At 71.7% G+C, this 20,299-nt stretch carries 14 protein-coding genes; 4 read left to right on the top strand and 10 right to left on the bottom strand.

Annotated elements, in window-relative coordinates; genetic code table 11:
• The first annotated feature begins 68 nt into the window (after positions 1-68).
• Both GA0070604_RS17390 and GA0070604_RS17385 read left to right on the top strand, forming a co-directional pair.
• The gene (locus GA0070604_RS17390; RefSeq protein ID WP_091119013.1) at positions 69-1,052 is read left to right on the top strand and encodes a TauD/TfdA family dioxygenase; all 984 of its coding nucleotides are present in this window, start codon (positions 69-71) and stop codon (positions 1,050-1,052) included.
• 137 nt (positions 1,053-1,189) lie between these two features.
• Entirely contained in the window at positions 1,190-3,508 is a 2,319-nt protein-coding gene (locus GA0070604_RS17385; protein ID WP_091119010.1) for an MMPL family transporter, read from the top strand.
• Between the two features lie 102 nt (positions 3,509-3,610).
• On the opposite strand, the gene mce is transcribed toward GA0070604_RS17385, so the two are convergent.
• The 6 genes from mce to GA0070604_RS17355 form a co-directional block, all read right to left on the bottom strand.
• Entirely contained in the window at positions 3,611-4,081 is a 471-nt protein-coding gene (mce, locus tag GA0070604_RS17380) for a methylmalonyl-CoA epimerase (RefSeq protein WP_091119005.1), read from the bottom strand.
• Positions 4,082-4,334: 253 nt separating this feature from the next.
• On the bottom strand, positions 4,335-5,282 hold the full coding sequence (locus tag GA0070604_RS17375; protein WP_208602095.1) for a hypothetical protein: 948 nt from the start codon (positions 5,280-5,282) through the stop codon (positions 4,335-4,337).
• Complete coding sequence (locus GA0070604_RS17370; RefSeq protein WP_208602094.1) at positions 5,279-6,652, bottom strand: hypothetical protein; 1,374 nt, start codon at positions 6,650-6,652, stop codon at positions 5,279-5,281. The genes GA0070604_RS17375 and GA0070604_RS17370 overlap by 4 nt, the downstream gene beginning before the upstream one ends.
• Positions 6,649-6,954 carry a DUF6403 family protein gene (locus GA0070604_RS17365; RefSeq protein WP_091119002.1) on the bottom strand — a complete coding sequence of 102 codons (306 nt, stop codon included), beginning with the start codon at positions 6,952-6,954 and terminating at the stop codon, positions 6,649-6,651. Before GA0070604_RS17365 ends, GA0070604_RS17370 begins: the two co-directional genes overlap by 4 nt.
• Positions 6,955-7,087: 133 nt before the next feature.
• The gene (locus GA0070604_RS17360; protein ID WP_244161960.1) at positions 7,088-9,259 is read right to left on the bottom strand and encodes a discoidin domain-containing protein; all 2,172 of its coding nucleotides are present in this window, start codon (positions 9,257-9,259) and stop codon (positions 7,088-7,090) included.
• Between the two features lie 120 nt (positions 9,260-9,379).
• Positions 9,380-11,179: a galactose-binding domain-containing protein gene (locus tag GA0070604_RS17355; protein WP_091118999.1), complete on the bottom strand. Its 1,800-nt coding sequence runs from the start codon at positions 11,177-11,179 to the stop codon at positions 9,380-9,382.
• Between the two features lie 210 nt (positions 11,180-11,389).
• On the opposite strand from GA0070604_RS17355, the gene GA0070604_RS17350 reads away from it, so the two are divergent.
• Complete coding sequence (locus GA0070604_RS17350) at positions 11,390-14,479, top strand: galactose-binding domain-containing protein (RefSeq protein WP_091118995.1); 3,090 nt, start codon at positions 11,390-11,392, stop codon at positions 14,477-14,479.
• 88 nt (positions 14,480-14,567) lie between these two features.
• Here GA0070604_RS17350 and GA0070604_RS17345 read toward each other — a convergent pair whose 3' ends face one another.
• The gene (locus GA0070604_RS17345) at positions 14,568-15,788 is read right to left on the bottom strand and encodes an Ig-like domain-containing protein (protein ID WP_091118992.1); all 1,221 of its coding nucleotides are present in this window, start codon (positions 15,786-15,788) and stop codon (positions 14,568-14,570) included.
• Between the two features lie 253 nt (positions 15,789-16,041).
• On the opposite strand from GA0070604_RS17345, the gene GA0070604_RS17340 reads away from it, so the two are divergent.
• Positions 16,042-17,337, top strand: a complete 1,296-nt coding sequence (locus GA0070604_RS17340) for an MFS transporter (RefSeq protein ID WP_091118988.1) — start codon at positions 16,042-16,044, stop codon at positions 17,335-17,337.
• A gap of 109 nt (positions 17,338-17,446) precedes the next feature.
• Here the strand turns inward: GA0070604_RS17340 and trpA are convergent, their stop codons facing one another.
• The 3 genes from trpA to GA0070604_RS17325 form a co-directional block, all read right to left on the bottom strand.
• A complete protein-coding gene (gene trpA, locus GA0070604_RS17335) occupies positions 17,447-18,229 on the bottom strand; it encodes a tryptophan synthase subunit alpha (RefSeq protein ID WP_091118984.1) in 783 nt (260 codons plus the stop codon).
• A complete protein-coding gene (trpB, locus tag GA0070604_RS17330) occupies positions 18,226-19,413 on the bottom strand; it encodes a tryptophan synthase subunit beta (protein ID WP_377592116.1) in 1,188 nt (395 codons plus the stop codon). Before trpB ends, trpA begins: the two co-directional genes overlap by 4 nt.
• Before the next feature lie 106 nt (positions 19,414-19,519).
• A complete protein-coding gene (locus GA0070604_RS17325) occupies positions 19,520-20,293 on the bottom strand; it encodes a GntR family transcriptional regulator (protein WP_091118975.1) in 774 nt (257 codons plus the stop codon).
• Between the last annotated feature and the right edge of the window lie 6 nt (positions 20,294-20,299).

Raw genomic sequence — 20,299 nt, 5'->3', positions numbered from 1 at the left:
TCGGGACGGAGTCGGCGCGGACCTGCCGGAGGGGGCAACCCCGGAAGCGCTACGAGAGGACCGAACCGATGACCACGCTCGACCAGTCGACGACCCCGCAGGGGCTGACGCTGGACCTTACCGACGATGAACGGGCCGCCCTGGAGGAACTGGCCAAGCAGCTCGTGGCCACCCCGCCGGCGCTGCTGGACGATCTGGCCTGGGTGGCGCAGGCCCGGGAGGCCAGCTGCCGGCTGCCACTGCGGCTGATGGCGACGCTGCGCTGCTTCCGCAACGACGCCGGCGCGACCGGCGCGCTGATCCTCACCGGGCTCCCCGTCGACGAGGACGGCCTGCCGGACACGCCGACCAAACCGGAGTCGGTGGAGCGGGCGACCACCGTACCGGCCGTGGTGGCCATGCTGATCGGCCTCCAGCTCGGAGAGGTGATCGCCTACCGGAACGAGAAGACCGGTGCCCTGGTGCAGAACGTCGTTCCGGTGCCCGGTCTGGAGGGGACGCAGAGCAACGCCGGGTCGGTGCCGCTGGAGTTCCATGTGGAGAACGCCTTTCACCCGCAGCGCCCCGACTACGTCGGCCTGCTCTGCCTGCGCAACGACCACGCCAAGCAGGCCGGCACCCTGGTCACCTGCATCCGGCAGGCCCTGCCGCTGATCGAGGACACCGACCGGAAGGTGCTGGGCGAGCCCCGCTTCATCACTGCCCCGCCGCCCTCGTTCCATCATGGAGACCGGACCATGCCGCACGCGGTGCTGACCGGCAGCCCCGAGGACCCGAACATCTGCCTGGACCTGAACGCCACCACCGGGCTGGACGACGAGGCCCGCGAGGTGATGGCCCGGCTCAAGCAGGCCCTCACCGACGTCTCCACCTCGCTGGTGCTCCAGTCCGGCTCGATGGCCATCATCGACAACCGGCTGGTGCTTCACGGCCGGACCGAGTTCACCCCCCGCTTCGACGGGCGGGATCGTTGGCTGCACCGGGTTTACGTACACCTGGACAACCGGCGCAGCCGGGCGCACCGGGCCGGTGCCGGCGCCGTGCTCAGCTGACCCCGACACGCAGAAATTTCCATAGATCCACTTTTACTGACGGTAGGCTGTCCGGCGCCGGAGCGTCAGCGCCGGCGGCCGACCGCAGCACCAGTGGCCGGCCGGGATGACCGGCCGCCAGCCAGGAGAGGGAGACGATGACCGAGACCCTGAGGCGCACCCGAAGGGGCGGCGCCGGCCGCCCGTTGGAGGAGGGCCGCCTCTATCGTTGGGCCGTCTGGGCCGCGCTCAACCCAGTCAAGGTCATGCTGGTCTGGCTGCTGCTGCTCGCCGCGGCCGTCTTCTCGGCCGGCTACTTCACCTCCCACCTGACCGGCAACACGAACTCGGTGATCGGCTCCGATTCGGAGAAGGCCAACCAGCTCATCGCCGACAAGTTCCCGGACACGCCGAGCGAGACGGACTTCGTCGTCCTGCACTCGGCCGCGCTGACCGCCCAGGACCCGGCGTTCCGCGCGGTGGTCGACGCCGCCGTCGACCGCTACCGCCAGGACTCCGACGTCGTCACGGCGACCAGCCCGTACGACGCCCCGGACCGGCTCATCGCCCCGGCGGGCCGGACCGCGCTCATCCCGATCACCCTCGACGGCGACGACAAGAAACTCCAGGAACGGGCCGCGCCACTGGGCGAGCTCGCCGAGCAACTCGGCACCGATCAGGTCGAGGTCTACTTCACCGGCGCCTCCCCGCTCGCCGCCGCCGCCGTCGAGCAGGGCAACGAGGACCTCTCCATGGCCGAGACCATCGGCTTCCCGGCCGCCGCCATCGTCCTCCTGCTCGCCTTCGGCTCGCTGGTCGCCGCCGCCATCCCGCTCGTCCTCGGCATCGTCGCCGTGCTGGGCGCCTTCGGCGCGCTCGGCATCGCCGCCCACTTCACCAGCTTCGACGTCTTCGTGCAGACCGCGGTCAGCATGGTCGGCATCGCGCTCGGCATCGACTACACGCTCTTCATCGTGACCCGGTTCCGCGAGGAACTGGCCAAGGCCGTCGACAACGGCCGGCAGGAACGGGCCAGGGCCGTCGGCCGTACGGTGGCCACCGCCGGGCAGGCGGTGCTCTTCTCCGGCGTCACCGTGGTCGTCTCGCTGGCCGGGCTCTGGCTGGTCCGGTCGGCCAAGGTCTACTCGATGGCCGTCGGCATGAGCACGGCGGTGCTGGTCATGATGCTCATCGCGGTCACCCTGCTGCCCGCCCTGCTCGGCCTCCTCGGCGGCCGGATCAACCGGCTCGCCCTGCCCTGGGCCCGCCGGTCGCTGGCGCACCCCGACCCCGAGCACTCCGTCTGGGGCAAGGCCATCGCCGTGGTCATGCGCCGCCCGGTGCTCATCGCCGCGCTCGGCACCGTCCTGCTCGGCGCCCTGTCGATCCCGGTCTTCCATCTCCGGTACGGCGTCGACCTCGGTGCCGGCGCCGTCGCCGAATCCCCGGCCGGCAAGGGGTACACGGTCGTCTCCGAGGCGTTCGCGCCCGGCGTGCTCACCCCGATCACCGTGGTGGTCTCCGCCGAGGGCCGGAAACTCAACGACCCGCAGCTCGACGCTGTCGCCCGGTTCAGCGACCAGGCCGCCGGCAACCGCGAGGTCGCCGACGTCGTCAGCATCACCAGGGTGCTCGACGCCCAGGCGCAGGGGCACACCACGGCCCACCTCGACGCCGCGGTGCGGACCGCCGGCGCCGCGCTGGCCGGGGTGGTGAGCGAGGACGCCGACACCACCGTCATCACCATCCGTCCCCGGCACGGCGCCGACACCGACGAGACGGCCGACCTGGTACGCGAACTGCGTACCCAGGCCGAGGGCGCGTTCGCCGGCACCGGGCTGAGCGCCCACGTCGGTGGCGGCCCGGCCGAGATCGTCGACATCACCGACGAGAGTTCCCGGGCCATGCCGCTGGTCATCGGCGCGGTGCTGGCCGCGAGCTGGGTCCTCCTGTTGATCGCCTTCCGGTCCCTGGTCCTGCCGTTCGAGGCGATCTTCATGAACCTGCTCACCTCGGGGGCCGCCTTCGGCATGGCGGTGCTCGTCTTCCAGGAGGGACACGCCGCCGGCCTGCTCGGCGTCGAGCGGACCGGCTTCATCCAGGTGATCCTGCCGCTGTTCGCGTTCGCCCTGGTCTTCGGCCTCTCCATGGACTACCAGGTGTTCATGCTCTCCCGGATGCGCGAGGAGTGGGAACGGACCGGTGACAACCGGGCCGCCGTCCAGCTCGGCCTGACCCGTACCGCCAAGGTGATCAGCGCCGCCGCGGCCATCATGGTGGTCGTCTTCGCATCCTTCATGTTCACCCGGATCCTCGAGATCAAGCAGATGGGCTTCATGCTCGCCCTGGCCGTCCTGATCGACGCGACGATCGTCCGGCTGTTGCTGGTCCCGTCGCTGATGCGGTTGCTCGGTCGGGGGAACTGGTGGCTGCCCGGCTGGCTGGGCCGGGTCCTGCCCCGCGCCGGCCAGCACTGACCCCGCCGTACGGGCAGGGCCCCGCCGGATCGTCACGACCCGGCGGGGCCCTGCCCGTCGTACGTCCGTGGTGCGGGCCGGCCCGCGCCGACCCGGGCATCGTCACTCGGTGGCCGGCTCCACCAGCTCGACCAGGATCCCACCCGCGTCCCGGGGGTGCACGAAGTTGATCCGGGAGCCGGCCGTGCCACGCTTCGGCTGCTCGTAGAGGAGTCGCACCCCGCGCTCGCGCAGCTCGGCAGAGGTCTTGTCGACATCGTCCACGGTCCAGGCGATCTGCTGCACGCCCGGGCCGGACTTGCTTAGGAACCGGGCGATCGGTGAGCTGGGAGTCAGCGGTGCGAGCAACTGGAGCCGCCCCCGGGCCGGGTCCGGCCCGATCGACAGCATCGCCTCCCGGACGCCCTGTTCGTCATTTTCCTCCACGTGCACGCAGCGCATGCCGAAGAGCGTCTCGTATCGCTGAATCGCCTCGTCGAGGTCGTTGACGGCCATGCCGATGTGGTCGATGCCGCGCAGGCCGACGCCGGACAGCGCCGACCCGTCGGCAGGCTGGGAAAGATCGTCAGACATGCGCTCAGCCTAGTTGCCGCCATCGATCGGGCGCAGTGTCCGATCAGGACACAGCGGCCCGCTGAAGAGGGGAGGCCGCTCAGGTCGAGGCACGGACGACCAGGAGGGGATCGAAAAGAGTCGAGGAACTGGTCAGCCCCGGGTCGTCCACGCGGGCCAGCAACATCCGGGTCGCCTCCGCCGCCATGTCCTCCAGCGGCTGCCGAATCTCCGTAGGAAACCCTCGGCGGGTTCTCGGCCGCGACTCCTCGACTCAGCGCCCGGCCCGCGCCCGGCGCCGCCGGTCGCTGGGGCGGGGCTTGTCCGCGAGCGTGGACGCCTGCCGGCTGAGCTCGTCAACCCGGTCACGCAGCCCGCGCACGCCGGCCTCGTCGGCGTCGCCGACACCCGCGACCTTGTCGAGCAGCCCGGTGTAGTCACTCGCCAGCCGCAGGTAGGTCCGGCGGTCGCGCCCGCCCCCGATCCGGCCGTACCGCTGGTCGAGGTCGACGATCTGCCGGGCGAGGACCGCCACCGCGGCGCTGAGCTCGCTGCGGCCGTCGGCGCGCTCGTCGTGGCGGGCCTGCCGGGCGGCCGCCAGCCGGCCGGCCCGGCGTCCGGCGAGCCAGAGCGCCGCAGCGCCGGCGCCCACCCCACCGACCGCGGCGGCGGCCAACACGTACCGGGGCAGCGAAGGGCTGATCGTGCGGGCCCCGTCGGGGATGACGCCTGCCTTCACCATCAGGTCGTAGTTGAGTGTGACGACCTTCAACGCCTCCAGCGGCCGGTCGGCGAAGGCGTCGATGCCCTGGGGGATGGTCGTTTCCCTCGCCATCGCTCGGCCGATGGACTTGGCGTCGTCCGGGTCGAAATCCGAGCATGCCCACCTGTCCCAGCCCTCCCCGGCGCGGCTCAGAGACAGCCTGACGGTGCCCTTCGCGGCCCGCTCCGCCTGCGCGCAGGCGGAGCGCAGGTCGTCGCCGGGCGCCATGAAGAGGACGACCAGCCGGCGGTTGCCGATGATGCGTCTGGCGGCGGCAACGTCCAGCTCGACCCCGGGCGCGGCGTACACCGACGAGGTGCGGACCTGGCGGGCGACCGGCCCGTCCAGGATCCCGCCGGCCCACAGTGCCCAGCCGGCCAGCGCCAGGCAGGCGAGCAGTGCGCGGCCGAAAGGGGTGCCGACCAGTTGGCCGAGCCGTCGGCGCAGCGCGGATTTCAAAACACTCTCTCCTGGAGGTAGCGGGCGGGGCGGTAGCCGGGGATGCCCACCATGCGGGCGGTGTCGTCCAGTTCGGCCGCCGCGTCGTCCAGCAGCTTCCGTGCGTGCCGGTCGGGCAGGCCCTCGTCCAGTGCGGTGCGGGCCGCCTGGAGCTTGCCGATACCTCGGGTAAGCGCGGGGTTGCTGCGGGCATCGGTCAGCAGGGACACCTCCACAGCGAGCGCGGTGAGGCCGGCCAGCCGGGCGGTGGTCGTGCTCAGTGGCAGATCATCCAGCCGGCCGCCCAGGATGCCGGAACGGCGCAGCGACCGGATCGACAGCATCATGAACCCCGCCACGCAGCCCGCGAAGACCCACGGCAGCGCCGGGAGCGCCACCCGCAGCGGGTCGAACGCCCGGTACGGCAGCGGCCGGTCGAACAGGCCGGCGTACCGGATGGCGGTGACCTGGTTCAGATAGGCGCCGAGCACGTTCTGCTGCGGATAGTCGTACTGGCTGAGCCGGTTGCCGAACTGGGCGTAGAAGATCGTCCCCGCCAGGTCCGCGAAGTCCGCCGCCGCCGGGCCGTGGTACTCGATCCAATTGCCGTACATCACCACGATCGGACGGTCCGGAAAGAGCCGGGCCAGCGCCGGCCCGTACCGGGGGAGCGGCCGGCCGTACGGCTGCGCGGGCAGGACGACGTACCACGCCCCGCCGGGGAAGGCGGCGCGCGCGGGGTCCTCGGGCAACCGGGTCAGCGTGGCTCCCGCGCCGACGTGCAGCCCGTTCGCCCGCAGGTCGGCGAGGACCGCGGCCAGCTCCGGTCCGCTCGGTTCACGCCAGCGCAGCTCGTCGCGGTCGGCTGGAGGCGGCGCGTCACGCAGCTTGGCGATCAGGGTCACCAGCTGGTTGGTCACGTCGCCGGTGGCGAACTGGGCCCGCCAGCCGGGGATGGTGCTCCCGACCGCCTGGCGTAGGCCGCTGCTGACCTCGGTGCCGAGCACCTGTACGGCCGCGTTGGCGACCTCTCTCACCCGCTCGCGTTCCGCCGCGTCGAGGCCGGGCGGCGCGACCAGGATCCGGATGTCCTGGTCGCCGATCGCCGCGCGTACCCGCTGCTCGTCCCAGGAGGCGACGGAGCCGGGGAGGCGTACCACCGGGGCGGCGTCCACCATCGCGGACATCTCGGCCGTCGAGGGCACGGTGGCGTCGCTCAGCTCGTCGGCGTCACCCTCCAGGGTCCGCTTCGAGGGTGCAGGCGACTGGCCGTAGCTGACATCGATGCTCTGGGGTTGGGCGGCCAGGAACACCAGCAGGATGGCCATCGCCGCGCCGAGGAGCGCCCAGCGCGCCAGTTTGATGTAGCGCAGCAGTCGACGGCCGGTCACTGGTGCGCCCGCCACAGCTCGTCCGCGCGGCGTGCGTGACCGGCCGCCGTCCTGGCGGCCGTCGCGCCGCCACCGGAGGCCGCGAGCAGCTCGGCGCGGGCCAGCAGGCGCTCCGCCTCGGGGACGTGCTCGGCGCTCGCGTCCCGGCTGACGGCGGCGCTGTCGATCGCCGCGCCGGCGGCCGACCAGGCGATCCGGCGTTCCCGGGCGAGGGACCGCCGGCGGGGCAGCAGGGTGGTGAGGAGACCGGCAGCCAGCAGCAGCACGCTACCGGTCAGCCAGATCAGTACGGATGGTGACATGCGCTCCTGCCGTCCGAGGGGTCCGGTACGGCTATCTGTCTAACGCAACGGTGCCACCGGGGTTGAGCCGGTGGCACCGCGAGTGACGACGGTCAGGCGGGTCGGGCCCGCGCCTTTTCGCGTACCACGCCGGTCACTGGTAGACGTGGACGTAGTCGACGAGCATCTGGGCCGGGAACGGCGTCGACGCGTCCGGCGGCCCCGGCCAGTCGCCACCGATCGCCAGGTTGAGGATCAGATAGAACGGATGGTCGTAGACCCACGGCCCACGTGTCGCCTCCACCGTCTCCTTGCTGGCGTAGAAGACCTCCGTGCTGTCGACGAGGAAGCGCATCCCCTTGCTGTCCCACTCCACGGCGTAGACGTGGAACGCGGTGGACAGGTCGGAGGTCCAGACGTGTTCCTGGCCGTAGCCGCCGCCACCGTTGTACGCCGGCGCGTGCAGGGTGGTGTAGCTGCGGTACGGGTCGCGGCCGAGGATCTCCATGATGTCGATCTCGCCGTTGTACGGCCAGGGGCGTCCCTGGAGGAAGTCGGCGCCCATCATCCAGAACGCCGGCCAGAACCCGTTGCCCCTGGGCACCTTGATCCGGGCCTCCACCCGGCCGTACTGGACGTGGAACCTGTTGCTGGTGTTCATCCGGTGCGAGGTGTACGCGCGCCCGCCGGCCGTCTCCCGCCGGGCCTCCATGACGAGTTGCCCGCTGCCGTTCATGGCGGCGTTGGCGTTGTCGGTGTAGTACTGCAACTCGCCGTTTTGGCCGGTGCCGGGGTCGATGGTCCACTTCGCCGGGTCGGGCTTGCCGCCGGCCGGACCGTTGAACTCGTCGGCGAAGACGAGCCGGGTGGCGGGGAAGGTCGGGTCCGGTGGCACGGGCGGCGGGGCGGTCGGTGCGCCACCCGTGCCGTACACCTGGAACTCCCAGAGCGAGTAGCCGTAGGTGCTGTTGCGGGCGGTGCCGTACATCCGGACGTAGCGGCCGGTGCCGGTGACGTTCAGGGTCTGCTTGAACCCCTTGCCGCTGGTGGTGCTGTAGATGGTGGTCCAGGTGCCCGCGTCGTTCGACGTCTGGATCTGGTAGGCGGTCGCGTAGGCCGGGTCCCACTGCAGGACCACCCGGTGAATGGTCGCGGTGGCGCCGAGGTCCACGTAGATCCAGCCCGGGTCGCCCCAGCCGGTGGTGGCGCTGGTCGCCCAGCGCGAGGCCGGATCGAGGTCGAACGCGCGCGCGGGATAGCACTGCCCGCAGGCGCCGTCGTCCTGGTACGACGAGGCGGTCGCCGGCTTGCCGTAGGACAGCAGCACGTCACCGCCCGGCGGCGGGCTGGACGGCGGGGGAGTGGACGGTGGTGGGCTCGACGGCGGCGACCCGGCGGAGGTGCGTACCGCGAACTCCCACAGCGAGTACCCCCAGACGGTCGCCCGCGCGGTGCCGTAGACCCGTACGTACCGGCCGGAGCCGGTGACGGTGAGCTGCTGGCTGCCGCCGGTCGCGGTGGTGGTGGCGTAGCCGGTCGTCCAGGTGGAGCCGTTGTCGGAGAACTGGATCTGGTAGGCGGTCGCGTACGCGGCCTCCCAGCTCAGGTCGACGCGGCAGATGGTGCGGGACGACCCGAGGTCGACCTGGATCCACTGCGGGTCGGCGGCGGCGCTGGACCAGCGGGTGCCGGCGTCACCGTCGACGGCGGCCGAGGCGGGGAAGGCCGCGTTCTCGGTCGACGACGCGGTCGCCGGACGTCTCAGCGCGGCGTTGCCGACGGTGTCGCAGCCGGTGGTGGTGGTCGTGCCGTACACCCGGAACTCCCACAGTGAGACGCCGTACTGGGTGGCCCGGGCGGTGGTGTGGACGCGCACGTACCGGCCGGAGCCGGTGACGGTGAGCTGCTGGGTGCCGCCGGTGGAGGTGGTGGTGGCGTAGACGGTGGTCCAGGTCGCGTCGTCGGCGGAGACCTGGATCTGGTACGCGGTCGCGTACGCGGCCTCCCAGTTCAGCGTGACCTGGCTGATGGTGGCGGTGGCGCCGAGGTCGACCCGGATCCACTGCGGGTCGGTGGCGGCGCTGGACCACCGGGTGCCGAGGTCACCGTCGACGGCGGCCGAGGCGGGGAAGGAGGCGTTCTGGACGGACGAGGCGGTGACCGGCCTGCCCTGGGACAGCAGCGGATCGGCCGCGCTGGCGGCCGTGGTCACGGCCGCGACGAAGCTGGCGACCATGGCGGCCAGCAGGACGAGGACGACGGCGAGCCGGCATCGGGCGAACGCGGGTGGTGGCGGGTCGAGGGCCGGGACGGGGAGGACAGACATGGTGCCTCCTGGAGGGGAGCGGTCGGGCCGGGCGTACGCGGCGGAGCAGTTCGCCGGCGTACCCGGTGGGGGCGGCGCGGGTCGGTTCCGTCCCGGCCGCCCGGTGGTGGTGGGTGGTGGTCACCAGCCCACGGCGACGAGCAGCCACTGGGGATCGCCGGTCGAGACGAACGAGGACTGGTCGGCGTAGTCGTCGTACGGGAAGCCGTACGCCCGGCCGCCGATGGCGTTGTCGTGCCAGAACTTCGCGTAGTAGTTTGCCGGTGCCTGCTGGTAGAACAGGCTCGGATCCGACCACTGCGCCCGCGGCAGGTGCGCGACGTGCCGGTTGAGCGCGGCGCAGCCGGCCGGATCGCCGGCCAGCGGCCCGGCGCAACCGAAGATGTCCGAGGTGGCGGCCGGCAGCCCGACCGAGGACGCGTACCCGCTCAGGTAGGTCGCGTACTGGCCGCCGGCACGGAACTGTGGCGTGTTGCCCGGCGACGGAATGCGGTACGGCGCCTCGATGGTGGCCAGGTGCTTGAACTCGGCCGGCATCGCGTCGGAGAACCGCTGGAACGTCGCCGCCCGATCCTCGGCGAAGGTCGCCTCGGTCTCGCCGACGGACACGTCGTATCCGGTGCGGGCGTGCAGCCGCATCGCCAGTTTCAACCCGAACGCGTCGACCCGGGTGGTGTTGCCGTTGAACTGGTTCGGCCCGACGGTGAACTCGATGAAGTCGCTGTACTGGCCGGTCGGGGAGCCGAGGTGGAAGTACATCCGGCCGGCGGTGTTCACCGGCATGTCGAAGTACGGCTGCTCCGCGATGGAGTGCGTCTGGCCGTTGTAACTCCAGTAGACCTGGCTGTCGGGGTAGCGGCCGTTCGTCCGGTTGAGCACCTTCACCATGAGCACGTTCTGGGCCGGGGGGATCGAGCCGGTGTCGCCCCAGAATCCGCCGGTGGGCGGCGGGGTGGTCGGCGGCAGGGTGGCGCCCGACGACGTGGTCCGTACGACGAACTCCCACAGGGAGTAGCCGTAGGCGGTGGCGCGGGTCGTTCCGTACATCCGTACGTAGCGCCCGGATCCGGACACGTTCAGCGTCTGGGTGCCGCCGGTGCCGGTCGTGGTGGCGTACACCGTGCTCCAGGGTCCGTCGGCGCCGGCGGAGACCTGGATCTGGAACGCCTGCGCGTAGGCCGCCTCCCACTGCAGCACCACCTGGCAGAGCGTCTGCGTGCTGCCCAGGTCGAGTCGGAGCCACTGGGGGTCGGCGAAGGCGCTCGACCAGCGGGTGCCGGTGTTGCCGTCGACCGCCGCCGAGGCGGAGGTGGCGGCGCTCTCCGTCGACGAGGCCACCGCCGGACGGTTGAGCGCGGCGTTGCCCGTGCAACTGGTGGCGGTGGTGCCGTAGACCTTGAACTCCCACAGGGAGTAGCCGTAGCCGGTGGCCCGGACGGTGCCGTACATGCGCACGTAGCGGCCGGTGCCGGACACGCTGAGCGTCTGGGTGCCGCCGGTGCCGGTGGTGGTGCTGTAGATCGTCTGCCAGGGTCCGGACGCGCTGTCGGAGACCTGGATCTGGAAGGACCGGGCGTAGGCGGTCTCCCAGACGAGTTCGACCTGGTCGATCGCGGCGGACGAGCCCAGGTCGACCTGGAGCCATTGGGGGTCGGCGAAGGCGCTCGACCAGCGGGTGCCGGTGTTGCCGTCGACCGCCGCCGAGGCGAGCGTGCCGGCGTTCTCGGTGGACGAGGCGGTCGCGGGTCTGCCCTGGGAGAGGAGGGCGGACGCGGCGTCGGCGGGTGCCGACGCGGTCGCCACCGCGTAGCCGGCGAGGAGCGCCAGGAGGGCGACGGCGGTGGTGAGGAGGCGGACCGGGCGACGCCGACCGGTCAGGGCCGGCCGGAGCCGGCGGTGGATCGGGTGAGCGACGTTCATGGATGTCTCCTGCGGTGTGGTGTCCGGCAGAGAGCGCTCTCGCGCCGAGGGTCACCCCTCGGTCGTGCCCGTGTCAAGGCCGTGGCGGTTCCGGAACCGGCGGCGGGCGACCGCCCGTCGCGCCCCCTTGACTGATAGAAGCAGCTCAATGACTCTGGTGGAGAGCGCTCTCCGTTCCCGTCGCCACCACCACCCGTCCGGGAGCCAGCCATGCCGACAGCGCCACCGCAACCGCCACCATCCCGCCCGCGCCGCCGCCTCGCCGCCACGATCGCGGCGCTGCTCACCCTGCTCGCCACCTACGCGGCCGTCCCCGTCCAGCCCGCCGCGGCCGCCGGGCCCCTGATCTCACAGGGCAGGCCGACCACGGCCTCCTCCATGGAACAGGCCGCCACCCCGGCCGCCGCCGCCACCGACGGTGATCCCGGCACCCGCTGGTCGAGCGCCTTCGCCGACCCCCAATGGCTCCAGGTCGACCTGGGCTCGTCCGCCGCGATCGACCAGGTCGAACTCGTCTGGGAGACCGCCTACGCCCGGTCCTTCCAGATCCAGGTCTCCGACAGCGCGTCCGGACCCTGGCAGACGATCTACAGCACCACCACCGGCACCGGCGGCACCCAGACGCTCAGCGTGTCCGGCACCGGCCGCTACGTGCGCATGTACGGCACCGTCCGGGCCACCGGCTACGGCTACTCCCTGTGGGAGTTCAAGGTCTACGGCACCACCGACGGCGGCTCGGGTCCGCCCGGCGGCCGGCCGATCTCGGAGTTCAAGAAGGTCGCCGCGTCCTCCTGGGAGGGCGGCAACGCGCCCGCCGCCGCGCTGGACGGCCGGACGAACACCCGCTGGTCCAGCGAGTTCAGCGATCCACAGTGGCTCAGGGTCGACTTCGGCGGTGTCGCCACGGTGAGCAGGGTCGTGCTCAACTGGGAGGCCGCGTACGGCAGCGGCTACCGGCTGGAGATGTCCAACGACGCCAACACCTGGACGAGCATCTACTCCACCACCACGGGGCGGGGCGGCGTCGAGCAGCTAAACGTGTCCGGCACCGGACGCTACCTCCGCTTCTACGGCACCGCCCGGGCCACCGGCTACGGATACTCGCTGTGGGAGTTCCAGGTCTACGGCACCCTCGACGACACGGCGACCACGGCGCCCATGCTCTCCGGCCCCACCAGGCCGCCGGGCGTGCTCAACCAGTTCGCGCTGACCGCCCCGGCGGACGGTGCCATGGTCACCACCACCCGCCGGCCCACCCTCTCCTGGGCGGCCGTCACCGGCGCCAGCCGCTACCAGGTGTGGATCAACATCAGCCGGACCGACTACGACTTCACCGCCGCCGGCAACCTCATCGACCTCTACACGAAGGTCGCCGAGCCGACCGGGACCTCCTACACGCCGACCTGGGACCTGCCGGACCGCTGGACCTACAAGTGGTACGTCACCTCGATCGGCTCGACGACGACCACCTCGAACATCCGCCGGTTCAGCGTCTACCTGCCCACCCTCGAGACCGTCGCCGACGGCGTCAACATCGTCGCCGGCAGCCGGGACCTCAACAAGAACGGCGCCATCGAGCCGTACGAGGACTGGCGGCTGCCGGTCGAGACCCGGGTGGCCGACCTGCTGGGCCGGATGACGGCCGAGGAGAAGGCGTACCAGATGTTCTACAACGCCCAGGCGTACCCCCGCTCGGGCTGGCACTTCGGCCCCGCGCAGGCGCAGGACCTGCACAACCAACTCCTCGCGTCGGCCGGCACCCGGCTGGGCATCCCGTTCGTCTCGGCGGGCGACACCATCCACGGCTACCAGACCACCTATCCGATGCAGAGCGCCCTGGCCGCCGCGAGGAACTACCCGCTGAACTACAAGCTCGGCGACATGCAGCGGCGGGAGCAGCTTGAGGTCGGCACGCGGGGGGTCCTCGGGCCGCTCGCCGAGGTCGGCACCAAGGTGATCTATCCGCGTATCCAGGAGGGCAACGGCGAGAACGCGCAGGTCGCCGCCGCCCAGGTACGGGCGCTGGTGGCCGGGTTGCAGGGCGGCCCGGAGCTGAACCCCCAGTCGGTGCTCGCCACCGTGAAGCACTGGCCCGGTGAGGGCGCCGGCGGCGAGGCGCTGATCGTCTACGACGGGGTCACGATCAAATACCACATGATCCCGTTCCGCGCGGCGATCGAGGCGGGCGCGGTCAACATCATGCCCGGGTACGCCGGCAGCTCGTTCCTCGACCCGGGTGGCCCGGGCGCCGGTGACAGCGCGCCGATCCTGGCGTACCTGCGCCAGAACCTCGGGTACCAGGGCCTGATCACGACCGACTGGCTGCCGTCCGGCTCGTGGGTCGGCGCGGCGAAGGCCGGGTCCGACGTGATGGGCGGCGCGGACCCGGGCGCGGCCGGCTTCTCGATGGCCACCTTCACCGCCAACGTGCCGGCCGCCCGGATCGACGACGCCGTGCGGCGCGTACTGCGGCTGAAGTTCCAGCTCGGCATCTTCGAGAACCCCTACGGCGACCCGGTCAACGGCCCGTACCGCTTCCACCAGCCGTCCTACGCGGCGCTGGCCAACCAGGCGGCCCGCGAGGCGATGACTCTGCTGAAGAACGACGGGGCGGTGCTGCCGATCCGGCTGAACCCGGGAGACAACATCGTGGTGGCCGGACCGCGGGCGGCCGACCCCGCCGGCTGCTGTGTCTGGACCAGCTTCTTCCACTCCGAGTACGGCTCGCAGACCATCCTGGACGCGATCCGGAGCCGGGCCACCACGAACGGCGTGAACGTCTACGCCGACGACGGGCCCAACCCGAAGCTGGCGGTCGTGGCGGTGGGGGAGGCCTCCTACACGCACGCCACCAACTGGCCGAAGGAGCAGCCCTTCCTCCCGCCGGACCAGCTCGCGCTGATCCAGAACTTCCGGTCCCGGGGGATCCCGGTGGTCGTGGCGCTGGTCATGCCCCGGCCGTACGTCATCACCGAGTGGCGCGACCTGGCCAACGCCATCGTCGTCACCTATCGGGGCGGCGAGGAACTGGGCCCGGCGCTGGCGAGCCTGCTCTTCGGCGACTACGCGCCGAGCGGCAGGCTGCCGTGGCAGCTGCCACGCAGCCTGGACCAGGTGCTCCGGCCCGGCGGCACCGATGTGCCGGCCGACGCCGTGGAGGCCTGGGACCTGCCGTACGACCTGGGGGCGACCGCGGCCGAACGCACCCAGATTCGGGCCAGCATCGACGCCGGTCAGCCGCCGGCGACGACGTACGGGAACCCGCTCTATCCGTACGGCGCCGGGCTGACCGGCTTCTGAGCCACGGCGATCGGCGCCATCATGGCGGCGGGGCCGCCGGCCCGTGACCCGGACCGGTGGCCCCGCAGCACAACCGGGACGAAGGTGGTCACCACTTGTCCCACGGGATGGTCCAGTCACCCACCCCGTCGCTGAGCCCCATCGGTCGCGGGGTGTTGCGTACGTCGACCACGTCACCGAGCCGGAACGTGTCGTAGAACCACCGGGCGTGGGCCGGTCCGACGTTGATGCAGCCGTGCGAGGTGTTCCGGTTGCCCTGCGCGCCGATGTTCCAGTCCGCCATGTGGACGTACTCGCCGGAGTAGGAGATCCGCAGGCAGAGCTGGATGACGTCGTCGTAGTACTCGGGGTGCTTGGGGTCGACGATCCCGTAGCTGGCCGAGGTCATCCGGTGCGACGGCTCGCGCGTCATCACCACGTGCGGGCCGGAGCGCGTCCAGTAGCTGATGGTCTCCCCGTTGGCGCCCTTGGTGGTGCCGCCCTTGCCCATGCTGATCGGGATGTCCCGCACCATCTCGCCGTCGATGTAGACCTTCATCCGGTGGGTGCGGGCGTCCGCGATGGCGATGCGGGACGGGCCGATGGTGAAGTTCGTGCTGGCGTTGGCGCCGCCGTAGACCCCCTTGCCGAGATCCTGGCCGAAGAGGTTGACCTTCACCGAGATCTTCGTGCCGGAGGCCCAGTATTTCTCCGGCCGCCAGTGCGCGTTCCGCCCGTCGATCCAACGCCACCGCCCCTCGACGGCGGGCGTGGTCTCCACCACCATCGCCTTCTCGGCCTCGGCGCGGTTCTTGACCGGCTTGCTGAAGTTCACCATGACCGGCTGACCGACCCCGTACGTCCCGCCCGTCTTGAGCGCGGCCAGCGCGTTGGCCTGGAACGTGACCGAGGCGACCCCGGACGGTTTCAGGGTGCTGAAGCTGCTCTTGTGCTCGGTCAGCACGCCGGCGGCGTCGGCCACCGACACGGTGACCGTGTAGGTCTTGCCGTAGGCAAGCTTGCCGGTCGACCGCCAGGTCTGATCCTCGTCGTCCAGCTTGCCGGCGACGTTCTTGCCGCCCGCCGCCACCGATACGTCCTTGAGCGTGCCGCCCTCGGCCGCTACCACGACCTGATCGAGTGGCGACACCTGCTTGGCGTCGGCGGCCGGCGTGACGGTCACCCGCACCTCGTCCGCGGGGGCGCTCGTCTCCGCCGGGTCCGCCTGCGACCAGGCGGCGCCGGACGGGGTTTTCTGGTTGCAACCTGCCGTCACCAGGCCTGCGGTGACGCCCAGGCCGGTGGCGATCAACTTTCGACGACTGATCATCGCGTTCCTCTCCGCCGGGAGAGTACTTGCCGGCGGCGCGTCACGGGAGTGCCGTTGCCGTATCGCGGAAAGTCGATCAAAAAATGTGATTTCCGCTGGGCGGATCCGCACCGGAATCCGCCCATCGGTCGTGGTGTCGGCCGGATTGGCCGGCGCGCGGCATCCGGGATAAACACCCCGCCCCCTGGCGCACCTGCCCCCGGACCGCCGGGCGGCTTCGGTACCGTGACCCGGTTCTGGAGGGAGGACCGGGATGTTCGCGCCACTGCGGTATGCCGCGTTCCGTCGCCTGGCCGCCGGCCGGCTGGTGAACATGCTCGGCAACGGGGTGGCGCCCATCGCGCTCGCCTTCGCCGTGCTCGACCTGACCGGTTCGGTGCGGGACCTGGGCCTGGTGGTGGGCGCGCGGTCGCTGATGAACGTGCTGTTCGTGCTCTTCGGCGGGGTGGTGGCCGACCGGATTCCGCGTCGGGTGGTGCTGGTCGGCTCCAATCTGCTCGGTGCGCTGACCCAGGCGGCGGTGGCCGCCCTGGTGCTGACGGGTACGGCGACGATCCCGCTGCTGCTGGCGCTGAGCGCGGCCAACGGCGTGGTGAGCGCGTTGGCCCAGCCGGCCTCGGCCGCCGCGACGCCGCAGACCGTGCCGCCGGAGCTGATCCAGCCCGCCAACGCGATCATCCGGCTCGGCATGAACGCGGGCATGATCGGCGGTGCCGCCCTCGGTGGCCTGTTGGTGGCGGCCGTCGGACCCGGGTGGGGCCTCGGTATCGATGCCCTCGCCTTCGCCGTCGCGGCCGTCGCGTTCATCGGCGTACGGGTCCCCGTCCCGAAGGCGACCAGGGCCGGCACGAGCATCCTGGCCGACCTGCGGGAGGGCTGGAGCGAGTTCAGCGCGCGGACCTGGGTCTGGGTGGTGGTGCTCGGCTTCATGGTCCTCAATGCGGTGCTCGCCGGCGGCGTGAACGTGCTCGGCCCGGCCGTCGCGAACGAGACGATCGGCCGCGGCGCCTGGGGCGTGGTGCTGGCGGCGGAGACCGCCGGGATGGTCGTCGGCGGGCTGATCGCGCTGCGGATCCGGGTACGCCGGCTGCTGCTGCTCGGGGTTGCCTGCATGCTCGCCGATTCGTTCCTGCTGTTGGGGCTGGCCCTGGCGCCGACCGTCGTGGTGCTGGTGGCGGCGGGGGTCGCGGCCGGGGTCGCCGTCGAACAGTTCGCGGTGGCCTGGGAGACGTCGATCGCGCAGCACATCCCGGCCGACCGGCTGGCCCGCGTCTACTCCTACGACATGCTGGGGTCCTGGGTCGCCATCCCGCTCGGCCAGGTGGCGGTCGGGCCGATCGCCGCGGCGATCGGCACCCGCGAGACGCTGCTCGTCCTCGCGGCGCTGGTGGTGCTCTCCGTCATCGGCATGCTGAGCAGCCGGGACGTTCGGCGGCTCCAGGCCGGGGACGCCACCGCCGCCAACGGCACGGCGATGGCCAAGCCGGCAGACCGCGAACCGGGTCACGGTGATGCCGCCGCACCCGCCGAACCACCGGTCCGCACCTGATCCGTACCCGTCACGACGTCGCGGAAGCGGTGGCCGTCAGGGGGCGGGCCGGGGCGGCGCCGGAACACCTGCCCCGCCCCGGCCTTCGAGCCACGCCCGATGAGGCGGTTCACTCGCCGGCTGCGTCCAGCGCCGTACGCAGCCGGGCCAGGAAGCCGCCCAGCTCCGCGGCTCCGGCCCCGTCGAGCACCCGACGCATCAGCGCCGAGCCGACGACGACCCCGTCGGCGTATCCGCCGGCCTCGGCCGCCTGCTCGGGGCCGGAGATCCCGAACCCGAGCAGCACCGGAAGATCCGTGGCCTGCTGGAGCGAGGTCACCAGCTCGCGGCCGGACTCGTGCAGCCGCGTCTGCTCGCCGGTGGTCCCCATGACGCTGACCGCGTACACGAAGCCGCGGCTGCGCTCGGCGATCTCGACCCGGCGCCGGGCCGTGGTCGACGGGGAGGCGAGCAGCACGAGATCGAGCGCGTTGCCCTCGGCCGCGGTGGCGATCGGCTCCACCTCGTCGATCGGCATGTCCGGCACGATCAGGCCGTGCGCTCCGGCGTCGCGGAGCGCGGCGCAGAACGCGTCGGCGCCGTTGTGCACGACCAGGTTGGCGTAGGTGAACCCGATCAGCGGCACGGGCAGGTCGAGCCGGGAGATGTCGTCGAGGATCCGCCGGGTGGTCGCGCCCCGGGCCAGGGCCTGGTACGAGGACCGCTGGACGACCGGTCCGTCCAGGGTCGGGTCGGAGAAGGGGAGGCCGACCTCGATGGCGTCGACGCCGGCGTCAACGGCGGCCCGCAGCAGGTCGGTCCAGTCCTCGGTGACACCGCCGGTCACGTACGGCACGAGCAGCTTGCGTCCGGCGGCCCTGGCGGCGCGGGTCCGGGTCTCCAGTGCGTTCACGACAGCTCCATCAGGGTCGACATGTCCTTGTCGCCCCGGCCGGAGAGGGTGAGCATCACCGTCGAGCCCGGGGGGATCGTGCCGTCGCCGGCGGCGCGGATCACCCACGCCACCGCGTGCGCGGATTCCAGCGCGCAGAGGATGCCCTCGGTGCGGGCCAGCCGGTGCGTCGCGGCCACCACCTCGGCGTCGTCCACGGTCACGTAGCTGGCCCGCCCCAGGTCCGCCAGGTACGCGTGTTCCGGGCCGACGCCCGGGTAGTCCAGCCCGGGCGCGATCGAGTGCGCCTCGCTGATCTGCCCGTGCTCGTCCTGCAGCACCTTGGAGCGGAAACCGTGCAGCACCCCGGTGGAGCCGGCGTTGATCGCGGCGCCGCCCGCGGCCTCGACCCCGACCAGCCGGGCCGGGGTGTCGACGAAGCCGGCGAAGGTGCCGGCGGCGTTGGAACCGCCGCCGACACAGGCGACGACGAAGTCGGGGGTGCCGGCGGAGAGGGCGCTCGCGCACTGCGTCCGGGCCTCGTCGCCGATGACGCGCTGGAACTGGCGGACCATCCAGGGGTACGGGTGGGGGCCCATCGCCGAGCCGAGGCAGTAGTAGGAGTCCTCGACCGCGGTGACCCAGTGGCGCAGCGCCTCGCTGCACGCGTCCTTGAGGGTACGACTTCCGGAGGTCACCGGGACCACCTCGGCCCCGAGCATCCTCATCCGGAAGACGTTGAGCTGCTGCCGTTCGGTGTCCCGCTCGCCCATGAAGACCGTGGCCTCCATGCCGAGCAGGGCGGCGGCGGTGGCGGTGGCCACGCCGTGCTGGCCGGCGCCGGTCTCGGCGATGAGGCGGCGTTTGCCCATCCGCCGCGCCAGCAGCGCCTGACCGAGCACGTTGTTGATTTTGTGCGAGCCGGTGTGGGTCAGGTCCTCCCGCTTGAGCAGCAGGTTGATGCCCAGCTCGGCGGAGAGTCGCGCGGCCGGGGTCAGCGGCGTCGGCCGGCCCACGTAGATCGAGAGCACGTGGTGCAGCTCGGCCCGGAACAGCGGGTCGGCCCAGGCCTCGATGAACGCCCGCTCGACCTCCTCGCAGTCCGGTACGAGCGACTCCGGGACGAACCGGCCACCGTACTCCCCGAACCTGCCGAGCCCGGCGGGTCGGCGGGAGTCGGCCGCGGTGGGATGGCCGACACGCAGGAGCTGATCCATGGCATCTCCTCCAGAGTTCTAGAACTGTGAGCCTGTTATATCAGCTCGCGAGGATGAGTTCTAGAACTCTGGCGGGTCGGTTTCCGGCGCTGACTCACGCCGACAGCGCGTTGTCTCCCATGGCGTAGCTCATCTGGTGACCGTTGGCCTCCCGCGTGTTCGTGACCACGACGCCGTTGCCCGCGAGGATGGCGAGGTCGACGACCAGGGTCCGCCGGTCGGCGTCGCGGGTGATCCGCTCACTGCGCATCGCCGGCTCGCCGGCGGGGAGGCCGAGCAACTCGCCGACGTGCTCGGGCATGAGCACCGGCGCGATCGTCTCCTCGGCCTGCGCCGCCACCGCGCCGGCGCGTTCCGCCAGGACCGCGTACAGCTCCTGCTTCTCGAAGTCCACGTCGCCGAGCAGGTCAGCGAACGGCTGCGGGAGGTAGGAGAGCTGGTGGATCAGCGGCGTTCCCCGGACGACACGGATTCGTTCCAGCCGCAGCAGTCGACTGTCCGCGGGAATCCGGAACCGCCGGGTGAGGTCCTCGGGCGCGGGGACGATCTCACGGCTCACCACCCGGGTACGCACCTCGATGCCGTGCGCCCGTAGGTCGTCCGCCAGGCTGCGCAGGTTTCCCATCGAGTACGGGACGGGCAGCGCCCTGACGTACGTGCCCCGGCCGGGAAGCTGCTCCACCACACCCTGGTCGCAGAGCTCGTCCAGCGCCTGGCGCAGCGTCATGAGGCTGACGCCGTACTCCTCGCTCAGGTGCCGCTGGCCCGGCAGGGCGTCGCCGGAGGCGAACTCACCGCTCCTGATCCGCCTGATCAGGTCGTCGCGGATCACCAGGTACTTCGGAGTCCTGCCCGGAACGTCGCCCATGCGTTA

This window comes from Micromonospora eburnea (genome assembly GCF_900090225.1).
GTDB lineage: Bacteria > Actinomycetota > Actinomycetes > Mycobacteriales > Micromonosporaceae > Micromonospora > Micromonospora eburnea.
The sequence above is the reverse complement of the archived record's forward strand: the minus strand, read 5'-3'. Positions and strand labels throughout refer to the sequence as shown.

Excerpts from the sequence above, each read along its gene's own strand:
- GA0070604_RS17390 (WP_091119013.1), top strand. The coding sequence starts at position 69 with ATGACCACGCTCGACCAGTCGACGACCCCGCAGGGGCTGACGCTGGAC.
- GA0070604_RS17385 (WP_091119010.1), top strand. The coding sequence starts at position 1,190 with ATGACCGAGACCCTGAGGCGCACCCGAAGGGGCGGCGCCGGCCGCCCG.
- mce (WP_091119005.1), bottom strand. The coding sequence starts at position 4,081 with ATGTCTGACGATCTTTCCCAGCCTGCCGACGGGTCGGCGCTGTCCGGC.
- GA0070604_RS17365 (WP_091119002.1), bottom strand. The coding sequence starts at position 6,954 with ATGTCACCATCCGTACTGATCTGGCTGACCGGTAGCGTGCTGCTGCTG.
- GA0070604_RS17360 (WP_244161960.1), bottom strand. The coding sequence starts at position 9,259 with ATGTCTGTCCTCCCCGTCCCGGCCCTCGACCCGCCACCACCCGCGTTC.
- GA0070604_RS17355 (WP_091118999.1), bottom strand. The coding sequence starts at position 11,179 with ATGAACGTCGCTCACCCGATCCACCGCCGGCTCCGGCCGGCCCTGACC.
- GA0070604_RS17350 (WP_091118995.1), top strand. The coding sequence starts at position 11,390 with ATGCCGACAGCGCCACCGCAACCGCCACCATCCCGCCCGCGCCGCCGC.
- GA0070604_RS17345 (WP_091118992.1), bottom strand. The coding sequence starts at position 15,788 with ATGATCAGTCGTCGAAAGTTGATCGCCACCGGCCTGGGCGTCACCGCA.
- GA0070604_RS17340 (WP_091118988.1), top strand. The coding sequence starts at position 16,042 with ATGTTCGCGCCACTGCGGTATGCCGCGTTCCGTCGCCTGGCCGCCGGC.
- GA0070604_RS17325 (WP_091118975.1), bottom strand. The coding sequence starts at position 20,293 with ATGGGCGACGTTCCGGGCAGGACTCCGAAGTACCTGGTGATCCGCGAC.